This is a genomic window from Lysinibacillus sp. FSL M8-0355 (assembly GCF_038008985.1).
GTDB lineage: Bacteria > Bacillota > Bacilli > Bacillales_A > Planococcaceae > Lysinibacillus > Lysinibacillus fusiformis_D.
Map to the genome: position 1 here is coordinate 3,967,607 of NZ_JBBPAI010000001.1, position 17,238 is coordinate 3,984,844.

A 17,238-nucleotide genomic window follows, 5' to 3' on the forward strand; every position below is an offset into this window, starting at 1 on the left:
TATTATTAGTTTTCTTCTGCTACTTTAGAGTAACGTTTGTTGTGAAGTAGCATGAAGTAACCGAATGTAATGGCTAAGAATGCTACTAAGAATCCAGCTAGAACACCATAGTTTTGCATTAAGAATGTCATATCGCCAGTTGAAATACTTGATTTAAATGCTTGAACCGTATATGTCATTGGTAAAAGCTTGTTAAATACTTGTAATGGTGATGGAATTAATTCTAGTGGGAACGTACCTGCACTTGTTGTTAATTGTAGAATTAACACAACAATTGCGATGAAACGTCCTGGATCACCAAAGATCGAAACAAGCATTTGAATTAAGGCTAAAAATACATAGCTTGTTAATAATGCCGTTATGATAAAGTAGCCCATGTTATTTACTTCAAGTCCTAGACCCCATTTTACAATACCTACTGTTAGTAATGTTTGCACTAAACCTACAACGGCTAATACAGTCACTTTACTTGTAAACCAAGCTGCACCATTTTTTGGTCGGATAGCTGGTTCAACAAATGGGAACACAATCGAAATTAATAATGCCCCTACAAATAAGCCAAGAGAAATAAAGTATGGTGCAAAACCTGTACCATAGTTTGGAACATGGTTTACAGACTCTTTTTCAACCTCTACTGGACTACCTACCATATCATACGTGTCTTGATTTGCTTTGACCTCATTTGCTTTTTCACTAGCCTCACCTAGTTTGCTAGATAACGTTGTCGTACCATCTGCAAGCTCTGTAGAACCATCTGCAAGTGTTGCGGAACCTTGTGCTAGCTCACCAGATTTCGAAGCAAGCGTAGAAGTACCTTGATTTAATGTTGTTGTACCATTTGCTAATTCATTTAATCCAGATGCTAATGTTTTTGAACCTGTTACAGCTGTATTCACACCTGCATGTAGTTCACCTAATTTTGCAGCTAATGTCGCATTACCTGCTTGTAGACCTTTTGCACCTTCCATTAAAGCATTACTTTTAGCCGTTAATGCATTTGCACCAGCTAATACTTCTGCCTGACCTGCTGCAATTTGACTTGCACCAGAGCTTACTTGATTAGCACCAGCTTGTAATTTTTCTGTACCAGCAGATAAAGATGTTAACCCGTTATGCACGCTAGCACTACCAGCTTGCAGCTCTGCTAATGTTTGCTTTAATGCTGCTGCTTGTTCCTCAGGCATTGAAGCCATCATCGTTTGTAATTGGCTAGATAAGGCTGTAATGCCTGCCTCCACTTTCGCAGAACCAGCTGTTAATTGGTTGGCTGCACCATTTAATGCACCTGCATTTTCAGCAATAGAAGCTGCGCCTGCACTAATTTGTTGTTGTTTATCGTTTAAAGTGTTTAAACCTGCCCCAACTTTTGCAACACCTTGAGTATATTGTGATAACCCTTGTTCAAGACTAGTTGCACCATTTGCTGCTTGCTGTGCACCTTGTTGTAATTGGACAGTACCATCTTGTAGTTTGACTAAACCGCTTGATAAATCATTCGCACCTTTCGCAGCATCTCCAGCACCTTTTGTCAGTTTATCTGTCCCATTCGACAGTTCAACTGTGCTTGAAGCTAATTGCTCTAGATAGCCTTTTAAATCTTTTGCACCATTTGCTACTTTTTGTGCACCCTCATCTAACTTATTCGAGCCATCAGCTGCCTCTGTAAAGCCATCTCCAAGTGTTGCAATGGAATCAAATAATTTTTCAGCATACGTTGCTGATACTTGTGAATTTACTTCAGCACGGACACGATCCATTGCAGTCTCACCAATTTGAGCACCAAGGAAGTTAAGACCTTCATTTGGAATGTAGTTCATCACTAATTTCGAAGGTTTGTCATCTAATAATGTTGTAGCATGCTCAGAGAAATTTGTTGGAATTTCTAAAATCATATAATAATCACGACTATTTAAGCCTTTTTCAGCTTCATCTTTTGAAACCTCTATAAAGTTAAATTGTTCGCTATCTATCAATTTATCAACTAAGGTATCCCCCAAGTCTAATTTAACGCCATCCATCTCAGCACCAGTATCCTCATTAACTACAGCTACTGGGAGATTAGGAAGCCCTGCATAAGGATCCCAAAACGCCCATAAAAACATACCTGCATACATTACTGGAATAAATAATACAGCAATGATTGAAACAAGCATTTTTCTTGTTTTAAAGATCTTCAGCCACTCAGCTTTAATCATATAATATCCTCACTCCTAAACTATTTGACCGAAAACGTCATTTGGTCATTTTCATTCAAAAAAAATAGTCAACCTCGGCAATTTTGCAAAAAGACACTTGATTCGACACTTTTATATCTGTCTTTTACCGAATCAAGTTAGAATCAAACCTCGAAAGATTGTTTCCTTGAAAAGATTAAGAATCTTTTCTTCAGGGATTACATCACCGTGTAACTCATGCCAATCGACAACAAAAGCAAGATATGCCTTTAACAATAAGTAACCGACCAGTTCTGCATCGCAATCTCTAATTTCACCTTTTTTAATACGACGCTGTATTAACTCTGAAACATACGATAAGATTTCTGTTTCGATGCGAAGTAGCACCTGTTTAACAGCTGGTGTTCGTAATTCTTTTTCTTCCTCGATTAGCTTTGCAAATAAAAGATGTTTTTCACGGAACTGTAGCATTTTCATTAAAGCATTATGCGCATTATCCATAAAGCTTGCTGATGCATCCAACACTGCATCTGCTTCCGCCTTCATCTCTCGTACAAGTGACATAGCAATCTCTTGAAATAAAATTTCTTTATTTGCAAAGAATGTATAAATCGTACCTTTACCGACATTAGCGATTTTCGCCACTTGCTCCATCGTTGTTGCTTTGTAGCCAAACAATGTAAAAGATTTTGCAGCTGCTTCAAGAATTTCCTGCCTACGATCCATTAGTAACATCCTTTCTTGTTAGGTTATGTACCTCTAATGTACACTTCAATAAAAATGACCAGAAAACCATTTCGGTCATCTGGTCATTATCATATTCCTATTTTAAAAAAAATGCAAGCATTTAATGATGATTTTTTTCATCTTTTTCTTCGTCATCATGATCAGCATCATTTGACGTACCATTACCATGATTCATCATATTGTTATCCATGCTGTTATTAGATTTCTCATCCTCTGGTAAAACCTGTGTCATATCTGGGCTACCAGCAATAATTTGCTGCTTTGGCATATTATGAACACCATTAGCTGTAGTATGTGCATACATATAGTAAACACCGTCATGATCAAATGTAGTCGTTGCTTTATAGACGCCGTCCTTTTCTAATTTCCCATCAATCATTTGTCCTTCATCACGTTTCCCTGATTCCCAAACTTCAAATTCTACTACAGCATCATCAACGTTTTCTCCACCTTGTTCAACGTGTGCCGCCAGCTCAATTGTTTCATTGAGTACTACCTCTTTTGGTGTTAAAATCTCTACCTCTGGAATTTGAGGTACTACTGGTTCTGGTAAAGCCTCTTTTTTTTCTCCACATCCTACTAATAATGTAGGCACTGCAATTAGCGCGAATAACCACTTTTTCATCTTTTAATCCTCCATTAATGGCAACCGGATTTTAACGGTTGTGCCTTTTTCAACAACACTTTCAATTTCTAACGATCCCTGTAACTGCTTTAATAACTGTTCAACAATGGATAACCCTAATCCACTACCACCGTCTGCACGACTCCGTGCTTTGTTAACACGATAAAATCGCTCTGTGACATGTGATAAATCCTCGGATGGAATACCGATTCCATAATCCTTGATTGTAATTTGTGCACTGCCAGTCTTTTCAACAGCAACAATTTCCACCTTAGAATTTTCATACGAGTAATTAATTGCATTTTCAATAATATTAATAAAGATTTGCTTTAGCTTTACTTCATCCGCTTCAATAATGAGCGCATCATCTACATCTACATGTAATGTTATGTTCTTTTTATCTGCTTGATGTGTTAGGATTTTTTGAACCTCTCGCAATGTCTCCCCTAGTGGAATAGGGTATAAAACTAAATTGGTTTGTTCATTTTCTGTTCTTGCCAGTTGAAGTAATTCGTTTGTTAACCGCTCCATTCGATTCGCCTCACGGACGATCAACTGTATGGTATCTTCTTTTTGACTTTCTGTAATGATGCCATTTTGCATAGCCTCGCTATAGCCTTTTACATAGCTTATAGGTGTGCGTAATTCATGCGAAACGGTTGCTAGAAACGTTTTTTGTGCTTCATCCTCCTGCTGAATGGCCTCTGCCATTTTATTAAAGGTACTAGATAATTTACCAATTTCATCTCGTGAATTGACAGGCACACGTGTCTCATAATTCCCATAGGACATCTGTTCCACTGCAAGTTGTAAATCGTTTAATGGTCGCATAATGTGCCGGATACCTTTATAAATCAAATAGCTAGCCACTACTAAAAATATGAAAGCACTAATAAACAACAAAATCACGCCACTATTAGCTAACTCACTAATTTTGGCTAATGGGAAATAAATATAAATGATACCCTCTAATCGATTTTGATCAACGAGCGGTATAACTACGGAAATAAGTTGTCGATCAAACCGTGGCTCATATCCAATTTTTTGCACATATTTTCCTGCTAATAATTTCTGTCTTTCCTCAGGGCCAATCAGGGTCTCATAATCTATATCAAATGGAACACAGGCACTTAACTCACGTGGATTCCTTACCGCAAATATATTTAAATTTGAGTAATCATTAAATTGTTCAATATCTGCAATAAATTCATCCGTCACCTTCCCATTGTCATACATGGTCTGTAGCTTCAAGCCAACTTCGACCATTGTCTCTTCTGTATCTTGTACATATAAACGTTGATACAAAAAGTTTGTGAGAACATACATAAAGACAACGGTAATGATTAAAAATGCAAAAATTAACAACCAAATGCGAGTGGCAATCTTTTTCATTCGCCAGGATCAAAGCGATAGCCCACTCCCCAAACGGTTTGAATATGCGCAGCCGCATCCTTTCCAAGCTTAATTCGTAAAGTTTTAATATGTGTATCGACCGTGCGTGTGCCACCTACATAATCAATATCCCAAATGCGTTCTAGTAATTGCTCTCTCGTATAGGCATTTCCCGGATTTTTCATAAATAAGTGCAATAGCTCAAATTCCTTTAAGGTAAGCGGAATACTCTTTCCATCAACAGATACTTTACGTGCAATTTCGTCTATTTTAATAGGACCAATAATCACGTACTTTTGCTGTAGCTCTGTAATATTCGCGCCGCTTCTTCTTAATACAGCATAAATTCTCGCCACTAGTTCATCATGTGTAAAAGGCTTAACAATATAGTCATCTCCACCAAGTGTAAGACCTTTCACCTTGTCCTCATTGGCATCACGTGCTGTCAGGAAAATAATCGGTACATTGGACATAGCACGAATACTTTGACAAACGACAAAGCCATCTTCATGGGGCATCATCACATCAAGTAATACTAAATCAATATTTTCACGTACTATCACATCATAAGCCTCAGTACCACTTGCGGCAGTAAATGTCTCTATATCCGAATTATTTAGCATCATCTCAATTAAATTACGCATATCCTGCTCATCATCAACTATTAACACAGTTGTCATCATTGTTCCTCCCTTACTAACAGTTGAAAAGCACCTTTCCCTACATCAACTGTTTTTTCCTTCTGATCACCCTTTATAAAGTACAATGTGTGATCGTCATAACCAGCGACAACAATATAGTCTTTAAACTGGTTCACTACAAAGGGATTTGCACCAACCTCTTGGTGCCATTTAATATGGCCATCAAAATCAGCAACATACAACTCATTGTGACCATGACTTACAACAAGAACGGCATCCTTGGTCTTTTTTAACCCTACTGGCATTAAAGGCATATCAATCTCTCCGTTCAGATGGCCAGTAGTCAAATCATATTTTTTAACGGAGCTGTTGGGCTTACTTCCTTCCCCATGCCCACCTACCCATAGCTCATGTGTCTCTTCTAAAATAGCTATGCCATGTGCGGATTTTTGAATTGGCCACTCTTGTTCAATGGTCAAATCCTTCATGTTTAACACTGATAATTTTGTATCTTTAAAATTAATAACATACAGTTTATCTTTATACGATGCCATTGACATAGGATAATTGCCAAGTTGTTGTCTGACTAGTTCATCTCCCTTTTGATCAAAGCTTGTCACCGTATTCGTTTTACTATTCGTTATAAAAAATTGCTTAATGTTGTCATCATAGTACACATTCGTTGTACCGATCTCTACTTTTTTGGAATAGCGCTTTTCTCCGGTCGATAATGTATAGACGTCGATATTATTTAATTGGTGTCCATACAATAAAATTTGGTCATTCCCTAACAGTATTGCCCCAGAATAAGCTTTATCAAATGACCAAGTAGCAAATACATTGCCATCTTCATCAATAAAATCTAATGATGGTTCTTGTATGTTTAACGAAGCTATAAAATTCCGATCCCTTTCAATGGGTTCATATGATTTTTCAGTACAACCTGCTAACCATATAATTTGTAGTAACGAAAAAATGAAGAATGCCCATTTTTTCAACTTTATCACCTCTGCCCCTTTACTATACTTCACAATTGTGAAATTCGGGTGAAACTTGGAAGGTAAATTTATGACAAACCATAAAAATACTTTTCACATTTCAAACTCACGAACCACCTCTCAGTTCAATCATCCAACCCATACTGTCAGCGTTACATATACTACAAAGATACTGGTAAGGAGGAATATAGCGTGATTTCCATTAGCTTATGTATGATTGTAAAAAATGAAGAAGATGTTATTGGTCGATGTCTTGAGTCCGTCAAAGATATAGTGGATGAAATTAATATTATTGACACTGGTTCAACCGATAGTACAAAACAAGTGGTTGCACAATTTACAGACCGAATTTTTGATTTTAAATGGATACATCATTTTGCAGCGGCACGAAACTTTTCCTTTCAACAAGCAACAAAGCAATACATCCTCTGGCTAGACGCAGATGATGTTTTTTTAGAGGAAGATCAAGAAAAATTGAAGTCGCTCAAAGCCTCTCTAACCTCTGATATAGATGCCGTGTCCATGAATTATCATCTAAGCTATGATCATGAGGGAAATGTGGACGCCTTAATAAGGAGATATCGCCTTGTAAAAAGAGAAAAGCATTTTCAATGGATCGGTGCAGTTCATGAATATTTAGAAGTAGGGGGCGTGCTATTTGATAGTGATATAGCCGTTAGCCATTTACCATTAACACATGATCACTCACGTAATATTACGATTTATAAGCAACTTATTGAAGCAGGAGAAACACTAACACCGCGAGATACATTTTATTTTGCTAATGAATTACTAGATCATGGTCAGTTTGAGGATGCCATTTACTATTACGAATTATTTTTAACCTCAAAGTTAGGCTGGGTAGAAGATAATATTCGCGCCTGTTTTAAATTAGCAGATTGCTATTCCAATTTAGACGATAGAGAAAACAACTTCAGTGCTATTTTACGAAGCTTTGAATACGATGTCCCCCGCCCCGAAGCCTGCTGTCGCCTTGGCTACCACTTCATGGAACAATTCAGGAATTACGAAGCTATTTTTTGGTACGAACAAGCACTGGTAATTAAACAAAATCCAAACGCTCCTTTTCAAAATAAAAGCTTTTCAACATGGCTCCCACACTTGCAGCTGTGCGTACTTTTCGACCGTTTACAGCAATACGAACTAGCAAATACCCATAATGAGCTAGCCAGCTCCTTCATTCCAAATGATCCAAAAATTTTACACAATAAAGAATATTTCAATCGTATTTTAACAATCGATCAAAATGACTCTTAGAAAATATCAATAACTAAATAAAAAGGATTTAGCCCCTATCGATATAGAAAACCTTCTACTATTTTAAGCGTAGTTGCAACGAATCTATAAATAACTTTAATAAGTAGATATGTGTCTACCCCCTCTATCATTGTGCAGAATACGATATTTGAGAGAGGAGGTGAGATTATGCATTTTGGAAAATTTATAGATAGAGTTTGCACTAAGTGTCATTCCTACCCTTGTTGTTGCAAAACTGGACCTATTCCCAGTTGTCCAATTTGGCCTGTAAAACCTACAGGACCTACTGGGGGGATAACTGGACCTACAGGTAGTACTGGACCTACAGGTAGTACTGGGGTTACTGGCGTTACCGGGGCTACTGGCGTTACTGGGGCTACTGGCGCTACTGGCGTTACTGGGGCTACTGGCGCTACTGGAGATATCGGACCTACCGGGGTTACTGGGGCTACTGGCGCTACTGGAGATATCGGACCTACCGGGGTTACTGGGGCTACTGGCGTTACCGGCTCTACTGGAGATATCGGGCCTACCGGGGTTACTGGCGTTACCGGGCCTACCGGGGCTACTGGCGTTACTGGGGCTACTGGCGTTACCGGCTCTACTGGAGATATCGGGCCTACCGGGGTTACTGGGGCTACTGGGGATATTGGATCTACTGGTGTTACGGGTGCTACTGGAGTTACTGGCCCTACTGGAGATGTTGGACCTACTGGAGCTACGGGCATTACTGGCGCTACTGGCGTTACTGGTTCTACTGGGGTTACTGGCCCTACTGGAGATATCGGGCCTACCGGGGTTACTGGCTCTACTGGCGTTACCGGGCCTACCGGGGTTACTGGTACTGCTGGCCCTACTGGCGTTACTGGTTCTACTGGGGTTACCGGGCCTACTGGAGATGTCGGACCTACCGGGGTTACCGGCTCTACTGGGGATATCGGACCTACTGGTATAACTGGAGCTACTGGCTCTACTGGCGTTACCGGAGCTACGGGCATTACTGGGGCTACTGGCTCTACTGGAGATATCGGACCTACCGGGGTTACTGGACCTACTGGTGCTACTGGGGATATCGGACCTACCGGGATTACTGGACCTACTGGTGCTACTGGGGATATCGGACCTACCGGGGTTACTGGACCTACTGGTGCTACTGGGGATATCGGACCTACCGGGGTTACTGGACCTACTGGGGATATCGGGCCTACTGGCGTTACTGGAGCTACTGGGGTTACTGGCTCTACTGGGGATATTGGACCTACCGGGGTTACTGGTGCTACTGGGGATGTCGGACCTACCGGGGTTACTGGCTCTACTGGGGTTACAGGGCCTACTGGAGATATCGGACCTACCGGGGTTACCGGCGCTACTGGGGTTACAGGGCCTACTGGAGATATCGGGCCTACCGGGGTTACCGGCGCTACTGGTACTGCTGGCGTTACTGGACCTACTGGTGCTACTGGAGATATTGGACCTACCGGTGTAACTGGACCTACTGGTGCTACTGGTGTTACTGGAGCTACTGGGGTTACCGGAGCTACGGGCGTTACTGGGGTTACTGGGGTTACTGGGGTTACTGGCACTACGGGCGCTACGGGCGTTACTGGTGTTACTGGACCTACTGGTGCTACTGGCGCTACTGGGGATATCGGACCTACTGGCGTTACTGGTTCTACTGGCTCTACTGGCTCTACTGGCTCTACTGGCTCTACTGGCTCTACTGGCTCTACTGGCTCTACTGGCGTTACCGGAGCTACGGGCGCTACTGGCGTTACCGGCGTTACTGGACCTACTGGTGCTACTGGCTCTACTGGGGATATCGGACCTACTGGCGTTACTGGTTCTACTGGCGTTACTGGCTCTACTGGCGTTACCGGAGCTACGGGCGTTACTGGAGCTACTGGGGATATCGGGCCTACTGGTATAACTGGAGCTACTGGGGATATCGGGCCTACTGGGGTTACTGGCGCTACTGGGGATATCGGACCTACCGGGGTTACCGGCGCTACTGGGGATATCGGGCCTACTGGGGTTACTGGCGCTACTGGGGATGTCGGACCTACCGGGGTTACCGGCGCTACTGGGGATATCGGGCCTACTGGGGTTACTGGCGCTACTGGGGATGTCGGACCTACTGGTATAACTGGAGCTACTGGGGATATCGGGCCTACTGGGGTTACTGGAGCTACTGGGGTTACAGGGCCTACTGGAGATATCGGGCCTACCGGGGTTACAGGCGCTACTGGTACTGCTGGCGTTACTGGACCTACTGGAGCTACTGGAGATATTGGACCTACCGGTGTAACTGGACCTACTGGTGTTACTGGGGTTACCGGAGCTACGGGCGTTACTGGCGTTACTGGGGTTACCGGACCTACTGGGGTTACCGGACCTACTGGGGTTACTGGAGCTACTGGGGTTACCGGACCTACTGGGGTTACTGGAACTACTGGACCAGCGTTTACAGAAGGATTCTCTGCATTTAAAAATACTTTAGCTGTTAATGCTTCTACCTCCATCACTAACTGGAGTGTAGCATCACCTTACTTTACAACGCCTGCTTTCAATCCAACAACTGGAATATTCACTGTACCAACTACAGGTAGATATTCCTTTGAAGCGACCATTAACTACTCTACTACAGCGGCTATTAGTGTCACTTTAGGGGGTGGAATAAACCCTTCATTTGCAATACGACAAAATACTACTACGAATTTAATCAGTGGCTTATTCCCTGTATTAAACGTAAACGTCGCGCTCATATTAACATTGCGTGCGGTTCTTGGAAATGGAACGGTAACTTTGGCAGGAGAAGTACAATTAAACGCTGGAGACACTATCGATCTGTTCTATGAAGCCAATGGTTTGACAATCGGTCTTACACTAGGTGGTGCTAACTCTGGTGGTATCGTTTGGTCATGTCATCGAATTTCTTAGATTTAGATGGTCATCACTATTTGAAGCAAGTGGAAAAAGCAAACTACGAAATCGTGGTTTGCTTTTTCTTTTTCAAAAAACAAAAAATAGCACAAACATTTGTTATGCATGTTTGTACTATTTTTCATCTATTATTTAAACATTTTCATTAATACTTCATCTGCAACATGTTTACCTTGCTGCACACATTCTGGAATTGATATTCCCTCAAATGAGCTTCCTGCAAGCTTGACATTTGGAAAATGTTCTTGTAATTCCTGCTTTATACGTTGAACTTTCGCCTCATGTCCAACTGTATATTGAGGCATCGCATTTTTCCAACGTGTAACCACTGTCGTTAGAGGGTCCCCATCTATGCCAATCGTTTTCTTTAAATCCTGTAGCACCGTTTTTTCGATTTCAGTATCAGATAGTGCCACAATCGCTTCATCTCCCACTCGCCCAATATAACTACGTAATAGTACATAATCGTCTGGTGTGGTAGCTAGCCATTTTCTGTTCATCCATGTACAAGAAGTGATTGAAAAATCACTATTTCGAGAGACATAAAATGAAAGGGCATCTAGATCACCAAGTTGATCCTTTTTAAAGGCCATTGTAACGGTTGCAATCGTTGCAGCCTTCATTGTTCCCAATTCATGTAACAGATTATGCTTACTAAACATTTTTTCTGCCATATTAAAGGGAGTAGCAATAATAACAGCATCTGCTTTTATATGTGAGAAATTATTGAGCATTACTTGAACTGATCCATCTTTGCCATGCTCTATTTCTTCTACTTTGACACCCTTCATGACTGTCCCTGGAAGTAGTGATTCTTCTATACTTTCAATGAGTGTTTCAAGACCATTACTAAAGGTTTGAAAAATCCCTTTGTTTTCATCAATATGATGATTGCTTAAGAAATTTGTTCCTGACTTTTTCATGCCAATCAACAAACTCCGATATTTTTGCTCTAAACTATAAAGCTGCGGGAAAGTCGAGCTCATACTTAATTGCTCAATATCCCCTGCAAATGTTCCCGCTAGTAATGGTTCTACTAAATTTTCTACTATTTCAGAACCAAATCTTCTTCTAAAAAACGCGCCTAACGGCTGATCGTCATCTTGTGCAGAACGAGGGATGAAAAAATCCCCAGCCGCACGAACTTTACCGCTAAGTGAAAACAGACCTGATGCTATAAAGGATGAGATATGTGGTGTCTCTCCTGACAAGAGATGACTAGGTATTGGATATAACTGACTACCAACAGCAACATAAGTAGGCCCTGCATTGCTTGTCAATAATTTCTGTTCAATCCCGAGGTCCTTTGCTAAATCATTAACATAATTTTCACGATCAAAAAAAGATTCTGGCCCACGCTCAATAATAAAACCATCTTTTCTTAAGGTCTGAATTTTTCCGCCAAGACGTAATGACGACTCGACAAGTACGATATCTAATGGCAATCCTTTTGCGCCTGCTTCTTTTTGCATATAGAATGCGGCTGTAAGGCCTGTAATGCCACCGCCTACGACAACTACCTTTCGTCTTTTCTGAGTCACCAACATCATCACTTTCTTTTCGCTTAGCTTAATTTTTTATGAATCGCATCTACCATCGCATCAATAAATAATGGGTGTGTATTTGGCATCGCTGGGCGATAGTATTTTGCGCCAAGTTCATCACAAACAACTTTACATTCAAAATCGTTGTCATATAACACTTCTAAATGTTCTGTTACAAAACCTACTGGTGTATAAACAAATGAACGGAAGCCTTTTTCTTCAAATAGCTCACGTGTTAAATCTTGAACATCTGGGCCAATCCAAGGCTCTGGTGTTTGGCCTGCTGATTGCCAGCCAACCTCTACATTTTTTAGACCTGTCGCAGCTTGAATAAGACGTGCTGTTTCAATTAATTGATCTTCATACGGATCGCCCAAGTTTTTAATTTTTTCAGGCAATGAATGTGCTGACACAATTAAACAAGCTGTTTCACGTTCTTCTTGTGGCATTGCATTAAATGTATCATTTACTTGTTGTTCCCAATACTCAATGAATTTCGGCTCATCATACCAAGATTCTACAGAAGTAATCGTTAAGCGACCTCCTGCTGCCTCTTCCGCACGACCGTTATAAGACTTAATAGAGAACGTAGAGAAGTGAGGGGCTAGAACAATAGAAACCGATTCTTTTATGCCCTCTGCCACCATTTGCTCTACTGCATCTTCAATAAATGGATGAATATGTTTTAAGCCAATAAACAATTTATATTCTACAGCATCCTGCACCTCATTTAAACGTGCACATAGGGCTTCAGCTTGTGCTTGTGTCGCCGCAGCTAATGGAGATAAACCACCGATAGCTTCATAGCGGCTACGTAAATCCTCTAAGTGCTCTGCCGAAGGTTTACGTCCATGACGAATATGCGTATAGTAAGGTTCGATATCTTCTTCTTTATAAGGTGTTCCGTATGCCATTACCAATAAGCCTTTAACTTCTTTCATTACCCTTTTCACCTCTAAAATTGTTTTATGTTTTCATACATTATGTGACAAAAAGAAGCTGCCCAATCTTTAATATTGGACAGCTCCCTTTCTATATGGAAAATAAAATTTCCTATGTAGAAAGGGACATATTTTTCACATTTGATTCACTTCTATTAAGAACGAGCTTGAATTTGTTGTGCACTGTATTCATGAATAAGTGTAGTGAGACGTTTTAAGATATCTGGGTTAACCTCTGGGAAAACACCATGTCCTAGGTTAAAGATATGACCTGGCATTTCTAAACCTTGTTCAATAATATCTTTTGTTCGTTTCTCAATGACTGACCAATCTGCTAATAAAAGGGATGGATCTAAGTTACCCTGTACCGGTTTTGTAATACCATTCGCACGCGCTTCTTTTATTGGCAAACGCCAGTCTAAGCCTACAACATCAATCGGTAAATCATTCCATTCTTTTGCTAAATGGCTCGCACCGACACCGAATTGAATGAGTGGCACATTTTCTTTTTGCAGCTCTGCAAAAATACGAGTCATAATTGGTTTAATAAATACACGATAATCCTCAACATTTAAGGCTCCTACCCAAGAATCAAATACTTGGATTGCCTTTGCACCAGCTTTAATTTGAGCAGTTACATCTGCAATAATCATGTCAGCTAGTTTATCCATTAATGCAAACCAAGCTTGTGGCTCTGATACCATAAATGATTTTGTTTTATTATAGTTTCTTGAAGGGCCGCCTTCAATCATGTAGCTTGCAAGTGTAAATGGTGCTCCAGCAAAACCGATTAAAGGAACATTCAATTGCTCTTCTGCCAATATCTTGATTGTTTCTAATACAAACGGTGTATGCTCATTAGCATTGAATTCACCTAATTTTTCTACATCTGCTACTGATTGGATAGGGTTTGAAATAACAGGACCAACGCCTGCTTTGATCTTTACATCTACCCCAATCCCCGGAAGAGGTGTCACAATATCTTTGTATAGAATGGCTGCATCGACATTATAATTTTCTACAGGTAGACGAGTGACATATGCACATAGCTCAGGTTGATGTGTAATTTCCTCTAAGGAATATTTTTCTTTAATGGCACGGTATTCTGGCTGAGAACGTCCTGCCTGACGCATATACCATACTGGCGTGTGTGCTGTCCTTTCTCCACGTGCAGCACGCAGGAGTGTATCATTAAAAGTTGTCATGAATAGTTCCTTCCCCTCGATAAATTCATACTATAAAATTGTCTTAAAAAATGTTCTGTTTATTCCTTTATTATTGATATCCGTTTCCAATAGTAAACGCTTCCTCCGTAATTGTATAGTTTTCCTAGTGAAATGTCATAAAATTGTTCTTTCTCGGCAGATTCTTTTTGAACAGAGCGTTAGACTTACGCTGAAAAGGGTATAATCACGCTATAATTAGTAAGATCGTAAGGAGGATAAATTGATGTATATTTATTTAACTTCTGGCACTGGTGATTTTTTAGAACAGGTAAAAAATAAGTATCCAAATGAGCATATGATTTTAATTCATGGGGATGGAAACTCTGTACTGATTCATGAGACAGAAGGAAAGACAGTTTTTGCGACACCACGTAAATTTGAGGTACTGGATTCAGTAAATGAATTAGAGGAACGAGGCTTCTTTGTATTTAATAATATTCCTGTGACAGATGAAGGACGACCTGTTTTCGAACACCGCTTTTTAGAGCGTTCACGCGCCATTGAAAATGAGCCTGGCTTTGTGGCGTTCCGTTTATTACGTCCGATCAAGAGTGATACTTACATTGTCATGACGCAGTGGAATGGACCACATTCATTTGAAGCATGGAAGAGCTCTAGAGCCTTTGAATCTGCACATGCTAAAAGAGATGATTCATCAGGTGTAAGCCAGCAAAATATCTTTTCAGCAGCTTCTTATGTAACAACTTATAGTGCTATGCCAAATGAGGATACAGAATAGTAGATAAAATAAAAGCTCATTTTCCGAATACTAGCATTGGAAAATGAGCTTTTCAATTTATCAGCTACAATCTATTTATTTGGAAATTTTTGCTGTTAATTCGCTAATTACAATAACAATGACAATGGCTAAATAAAACATTGGCTGTGTGATAGCACATAAACCAACAATAATAGCTTGTGTAACCATTGCTAAACGGACAGTTTGCTTTACAGCTAATTGGCGGGCATGCTCTGGTAAAGGATAGAGCATGTCCATTCGAAATTCACCACTTGATAGTAAGGCTTGTTTTAACTGAATTGTGGTCGCAAAGCTGAGTGCACCAGCAACAATCCATGTCACTACAGGAATATCAACAAAAACTGCGATGACTCCCGAAATGGCCGTAAGACGAAGCCATAAATAGAAATGGTCATCTGTACGGACAAAGGTACGAAACACCAAATATTTTTGAGCATTCTCTTTACCATATGGCACAAATCTATACAGCCAGTCCATCCAGCGTCGACGTCGGATACTTCCGTGTAGATGAGGTACATCTGTAAAATAATTAGCAAAACGGTAAAAGCTCATCATACGATTCTGTTCAATTTTGACAAAATGTTCATAAGGCACAGGTTCGCCAACTGATTTTTTCCTAAAGATAATGATATAAACCACACTAATAACTGTCGCTATTACCGCTAGTATTAGCTGAGCATGAAGCCCCATGTATAAAACAGCCCCGAATATGACAGCTCGAATAAGCCTGTCCACCCAAACCATTTGACCTCGCTCACTGTATCGGTAGCTGAATTCTCCTTGCACACTTATATATTTCAATACAATGATAAGTAAAAAGATCGTCCATATTTCAGTTGTTGTTAATGCCGTTACGGCTTTCAATAATGGAATACATACAATATAAACAATCGCTACAATCCATACTTGGGACCAGAACGTCCAAGCCAATGCTTTGCTAAAATATTGAGACATTTTTGATTCTAAAGGTAATAAGTATACTTGATCTGGTTCTCTCAACAGCGTAGTAGGACGGCTAAAGGCCAATAAAATCCCTATCATAACAGCTATGACGATTTCTGCTGGAAAGTCTGTTTGGACAACTTTCAGCCATTCGCTATATTGGTAGCCCCCTGCTCCAATAAGAAATACAAGTACAATTGCAATATGCCCTGTAAAAATAAATTGCATATACTTTTGTACTTCTCCTATATAATGCACGAAGCGAGAGGACCATACATCACGCAAATTCTTCATGGTCCCGCTCCTTTGTCATGGCAATATAAAGATCATCTAATGTCGCATTCGGCATAGCAAATGATTGACGCAATTCCGCCATCGTCCCCTGTGCTCGCACTCTTCCTTCGTGCAATAAAATAATTCGATCGCAATGCTTTTCAGCCGTCGATAGAATATGCGTAGACATTAATATAGAAGCACCTTCTTTTTTCTTTTCATCCATCTGATCTAGTAATGATTGAATACCTAGTGGATCTAACCCCACAAAAGGCTCATCAATAATATATAGACTTGGATTCACTAAAAAAGCACACATAATCATGACTTTTTGACGCATCCCCTTTGAAAAGTGTGAAGGGAACCAATTTAATCTTTTCTCCATGCGAAACTCTTTTAATAGCACCTCAGAACGAGCATCGAGGGTTGCCCTATTAATCCCATAAGCCATCGCTGTCAATTCTAGATGCTCTCTTAATGTTAATTCATCGTATAATACAGGAGTTTCAGGAATATAGGAAAATGCTGTCCGATATTTGTCCGTATCTTCCTTCAATGTCACACCATTTAAACGAATATCCCCTTCCTTTGGCAACATCGTTCCGATAATATGTTTAATCGTTGTACTTTTACCAGCTCCATTTAAGCCGATTAAGCCAACTAATTCTCCTTTTCCAATTGTAAAAGATAAATCTTTAATCACAGGCTTTCTTGTATAACCACCTGTCACATGCTGTACCTCTAATACTGACATATC

14 protein-coding genes are annotated in these 17,238 nt (G+C 40.3%); 3 read left to right on the forward strand and 11 right to left on the reverse strand.

What is annotated here, in order from left to right; translation table 11 throughout:
* Nucleotides 1-5: 5 nt before the first annotated feature.
* The 6 genes from MKY46_RS19370 to MKY46_RS19395 form a co-directional block, all read right to left on the reverse strand.
* Nucleotides 6-2,195 (reverse strand): YhgE/Pip domain-containing protein, encoded by a 2,190-nt coding sequence (locus MKY46_RS19370; RefSeq protein WP_340812084.1) that lies wholly within the window; start codon nt 2,193-2,195, stop codon nt 6-8.
* A gap of 132 nt (nt 2,196-2,327) precedes the next feature.
* Complete coding sequence (locus MKY46_RS19375; protein ID WP_036128535.1) at nt 2,328-2,900, reverse strand: TetR/AcrR family transcriptional regulator; 573 nt, start codon at nt 2,898-2,900, stop codon at nt 2,328-2,330.
* Between the two features lie 121 nt (nt 2,901-3,021).
* On the reverse strand, nt 3,022-3,546 hold the full coding sequence (locus MKY46_RS19380) for a FixH family protein (protein WP_036128538.1): 525 nt from the start codon (nt 3,544-3,546) through the stop codon (nt 3,022-3,024).
* Nucleotides 3,547-3,549: 3 nt separating this feature from the next.
* Nucleotides 3,550-4,938, reverse strand: coding sequence for a sensor histidine kinase (locus MKY46_RS19385; protein ID WP_036128540.1), 1,389 nt, complete (start codon nt 4,936-4,938; stop codon nt 3,550-3,552).
* A complete protein-coding gene (locus tag MKY46_RS19390) occupies nt 4,935-5,618 on the reverse strand; it encodes a response regulator transcription factor (RefSeq protein WP_036128542.1) in 684 nt (227 codons plus the stop codon). Before MKY46_RS19390 ends, MKY46_RS19385 begins: the two co-directional genes overlap by 4 nt.
* Nucleotides 5,618-6,586 (reverse strand): YncE family protein, encoded by a 969-nt coding sequence (locus tag MKY46_RS19395; protein WP_230593975.1) that lies wholly within the window; start codon nt 6,584-6,586, stop codon nt 5,618-5,620. Before MKY46_RS19395 ends, MKY46_RS19390 begins: the two co-directional genes overlap by 1 nt.
* Nucleotides 6,587-6,769: 183 nt before the next feature.
* Between MKY46_RS19395 and MKY46_RS19400 the strand changes: the two genes are divergently transcribed.
* Together MKY46_RS19400 and MKY46_RS19405 are read left to right on the forward strand one after the other, a co-directional pair.
* Nucleotides 6,770-7,855: a glycosyltransferase family 2 protein gene (locus MKY46_RS19400; RefSeq protein WP_036128547.1), complete on the forward strand. Its 1,086-nt coding sequence runs from the start codon at nt 6,770-6,772 to the stop codon at nt 7,853-7,855.
* 168 nt (nt 7,856-8,023) lie between these two features.
* The gene (locus tag MKY46_RS19405) at nt 8,024-10,792 is read left to right on the forward strand and encodes a beta strand repeat-containing protein (protein WP_340835171.1); all 2,769 of its coding nucleotides are present in this window, start codon (nt 8,024-8,026) and stop codon (nt 10,790-10,792) included.
* A gap of 131 nt (nt 10,793-10,923) precedes the next feature.
* Here MKY46_RS19405 and hemY read toward each other — a convergent pair whose 3' ends face one another.
* The 3 genes from hemY to hemE all read right to left on the reverse strand — a co-directional run bounded on the left by hemY (nt 10,924) and on the right by hemE (nt 14,485).
* Nucleotides 10,924-12,345 carry a protoporphyrinogen oxidase gene (gene hemY, locus MKY46_RS19410; RefSeq protein WP_340835704.1) on the reverse strand — a complete coding sequence of 474 codons (1,422 nt, stop codon included), beginning with the start codon at nt 12,343-12,345 and terminating at the stop codon, nt 10,924-10,926.
* A gap of 14 nt (nt 12,346-12,359) precedes the next feature.
* Nucleotides 12,360-13,280 (reverse strand): ferrochelatase, encoded by a 921-nt coding sequence (gene hemH, locus MKY46_RS19415; protein WP_089933894.1) that lies wholly within the window; start codon nt 13,278-13,280, stop codon nt 12,360-12,362.
* Between the two features lie 155 nt (nt 13,281-13,435).
* Complete coding sequence (gene hemE / locus MKY46_RS19420) at nt 13,436-14,485, reverse strand: uroporphyrinogen decarboxylase (RefSeq protein WP_036117406.1); 1,050 nt, start codon at nt 14,483-14,485, stop codon at nt 13,436-13,438.
* A 244-nt stretch (nt 14,486-14,729) separates the two neighbouring features.
* On the opposite strand from hemE, the gene MKY46_RS19425 reads away from it, so the two are divergent.
* Nucleotides 14,730-15,245 (forward strand): antibiotic biosynthesis monooxygenase family protein, encoded by a 516-nt coding sequence (locus MKY46_RS19425; RefSeq protein WP_036117408.1) that lies wholly within the window; start codon nt 14,730-14,732, stop codon nt 15,243-15,245.
* Nucleotides 15,246-15,320: 75 nt separating this feature from the next.
* Here the strand turns inward: MKY46_RS19425 and MKY46_RS19430 are convergent, their stop codons facing one another.
* Entirely contained in the window at nt 15,321-16,502 is a 1,182-nt protein-coding gene (locus MKY46_RS19430) for an ABC transporter permease (RefSeq protein ID WP_036117410.1), read from the reverse strand.
* The gene (locus MKY46_RS19435; protein ID WP_036117411.1) at nt 16,486-17,235 is read right to left on the reverse strand and encodes an ABC transporter ATP-binding protein; all 750 of its coding nucleotides are present in this window, start codon (nt 17,233-17,235) and stop codon (nt 16,486-16,488) included. Before MKY46_RS19435 ends, MKY46_RS19430 begins: the two co-directional genes overlap by 17 nt.
* Between the last annotated feature and the right edge of the window lie 3 nt (nt 17,236-17,238).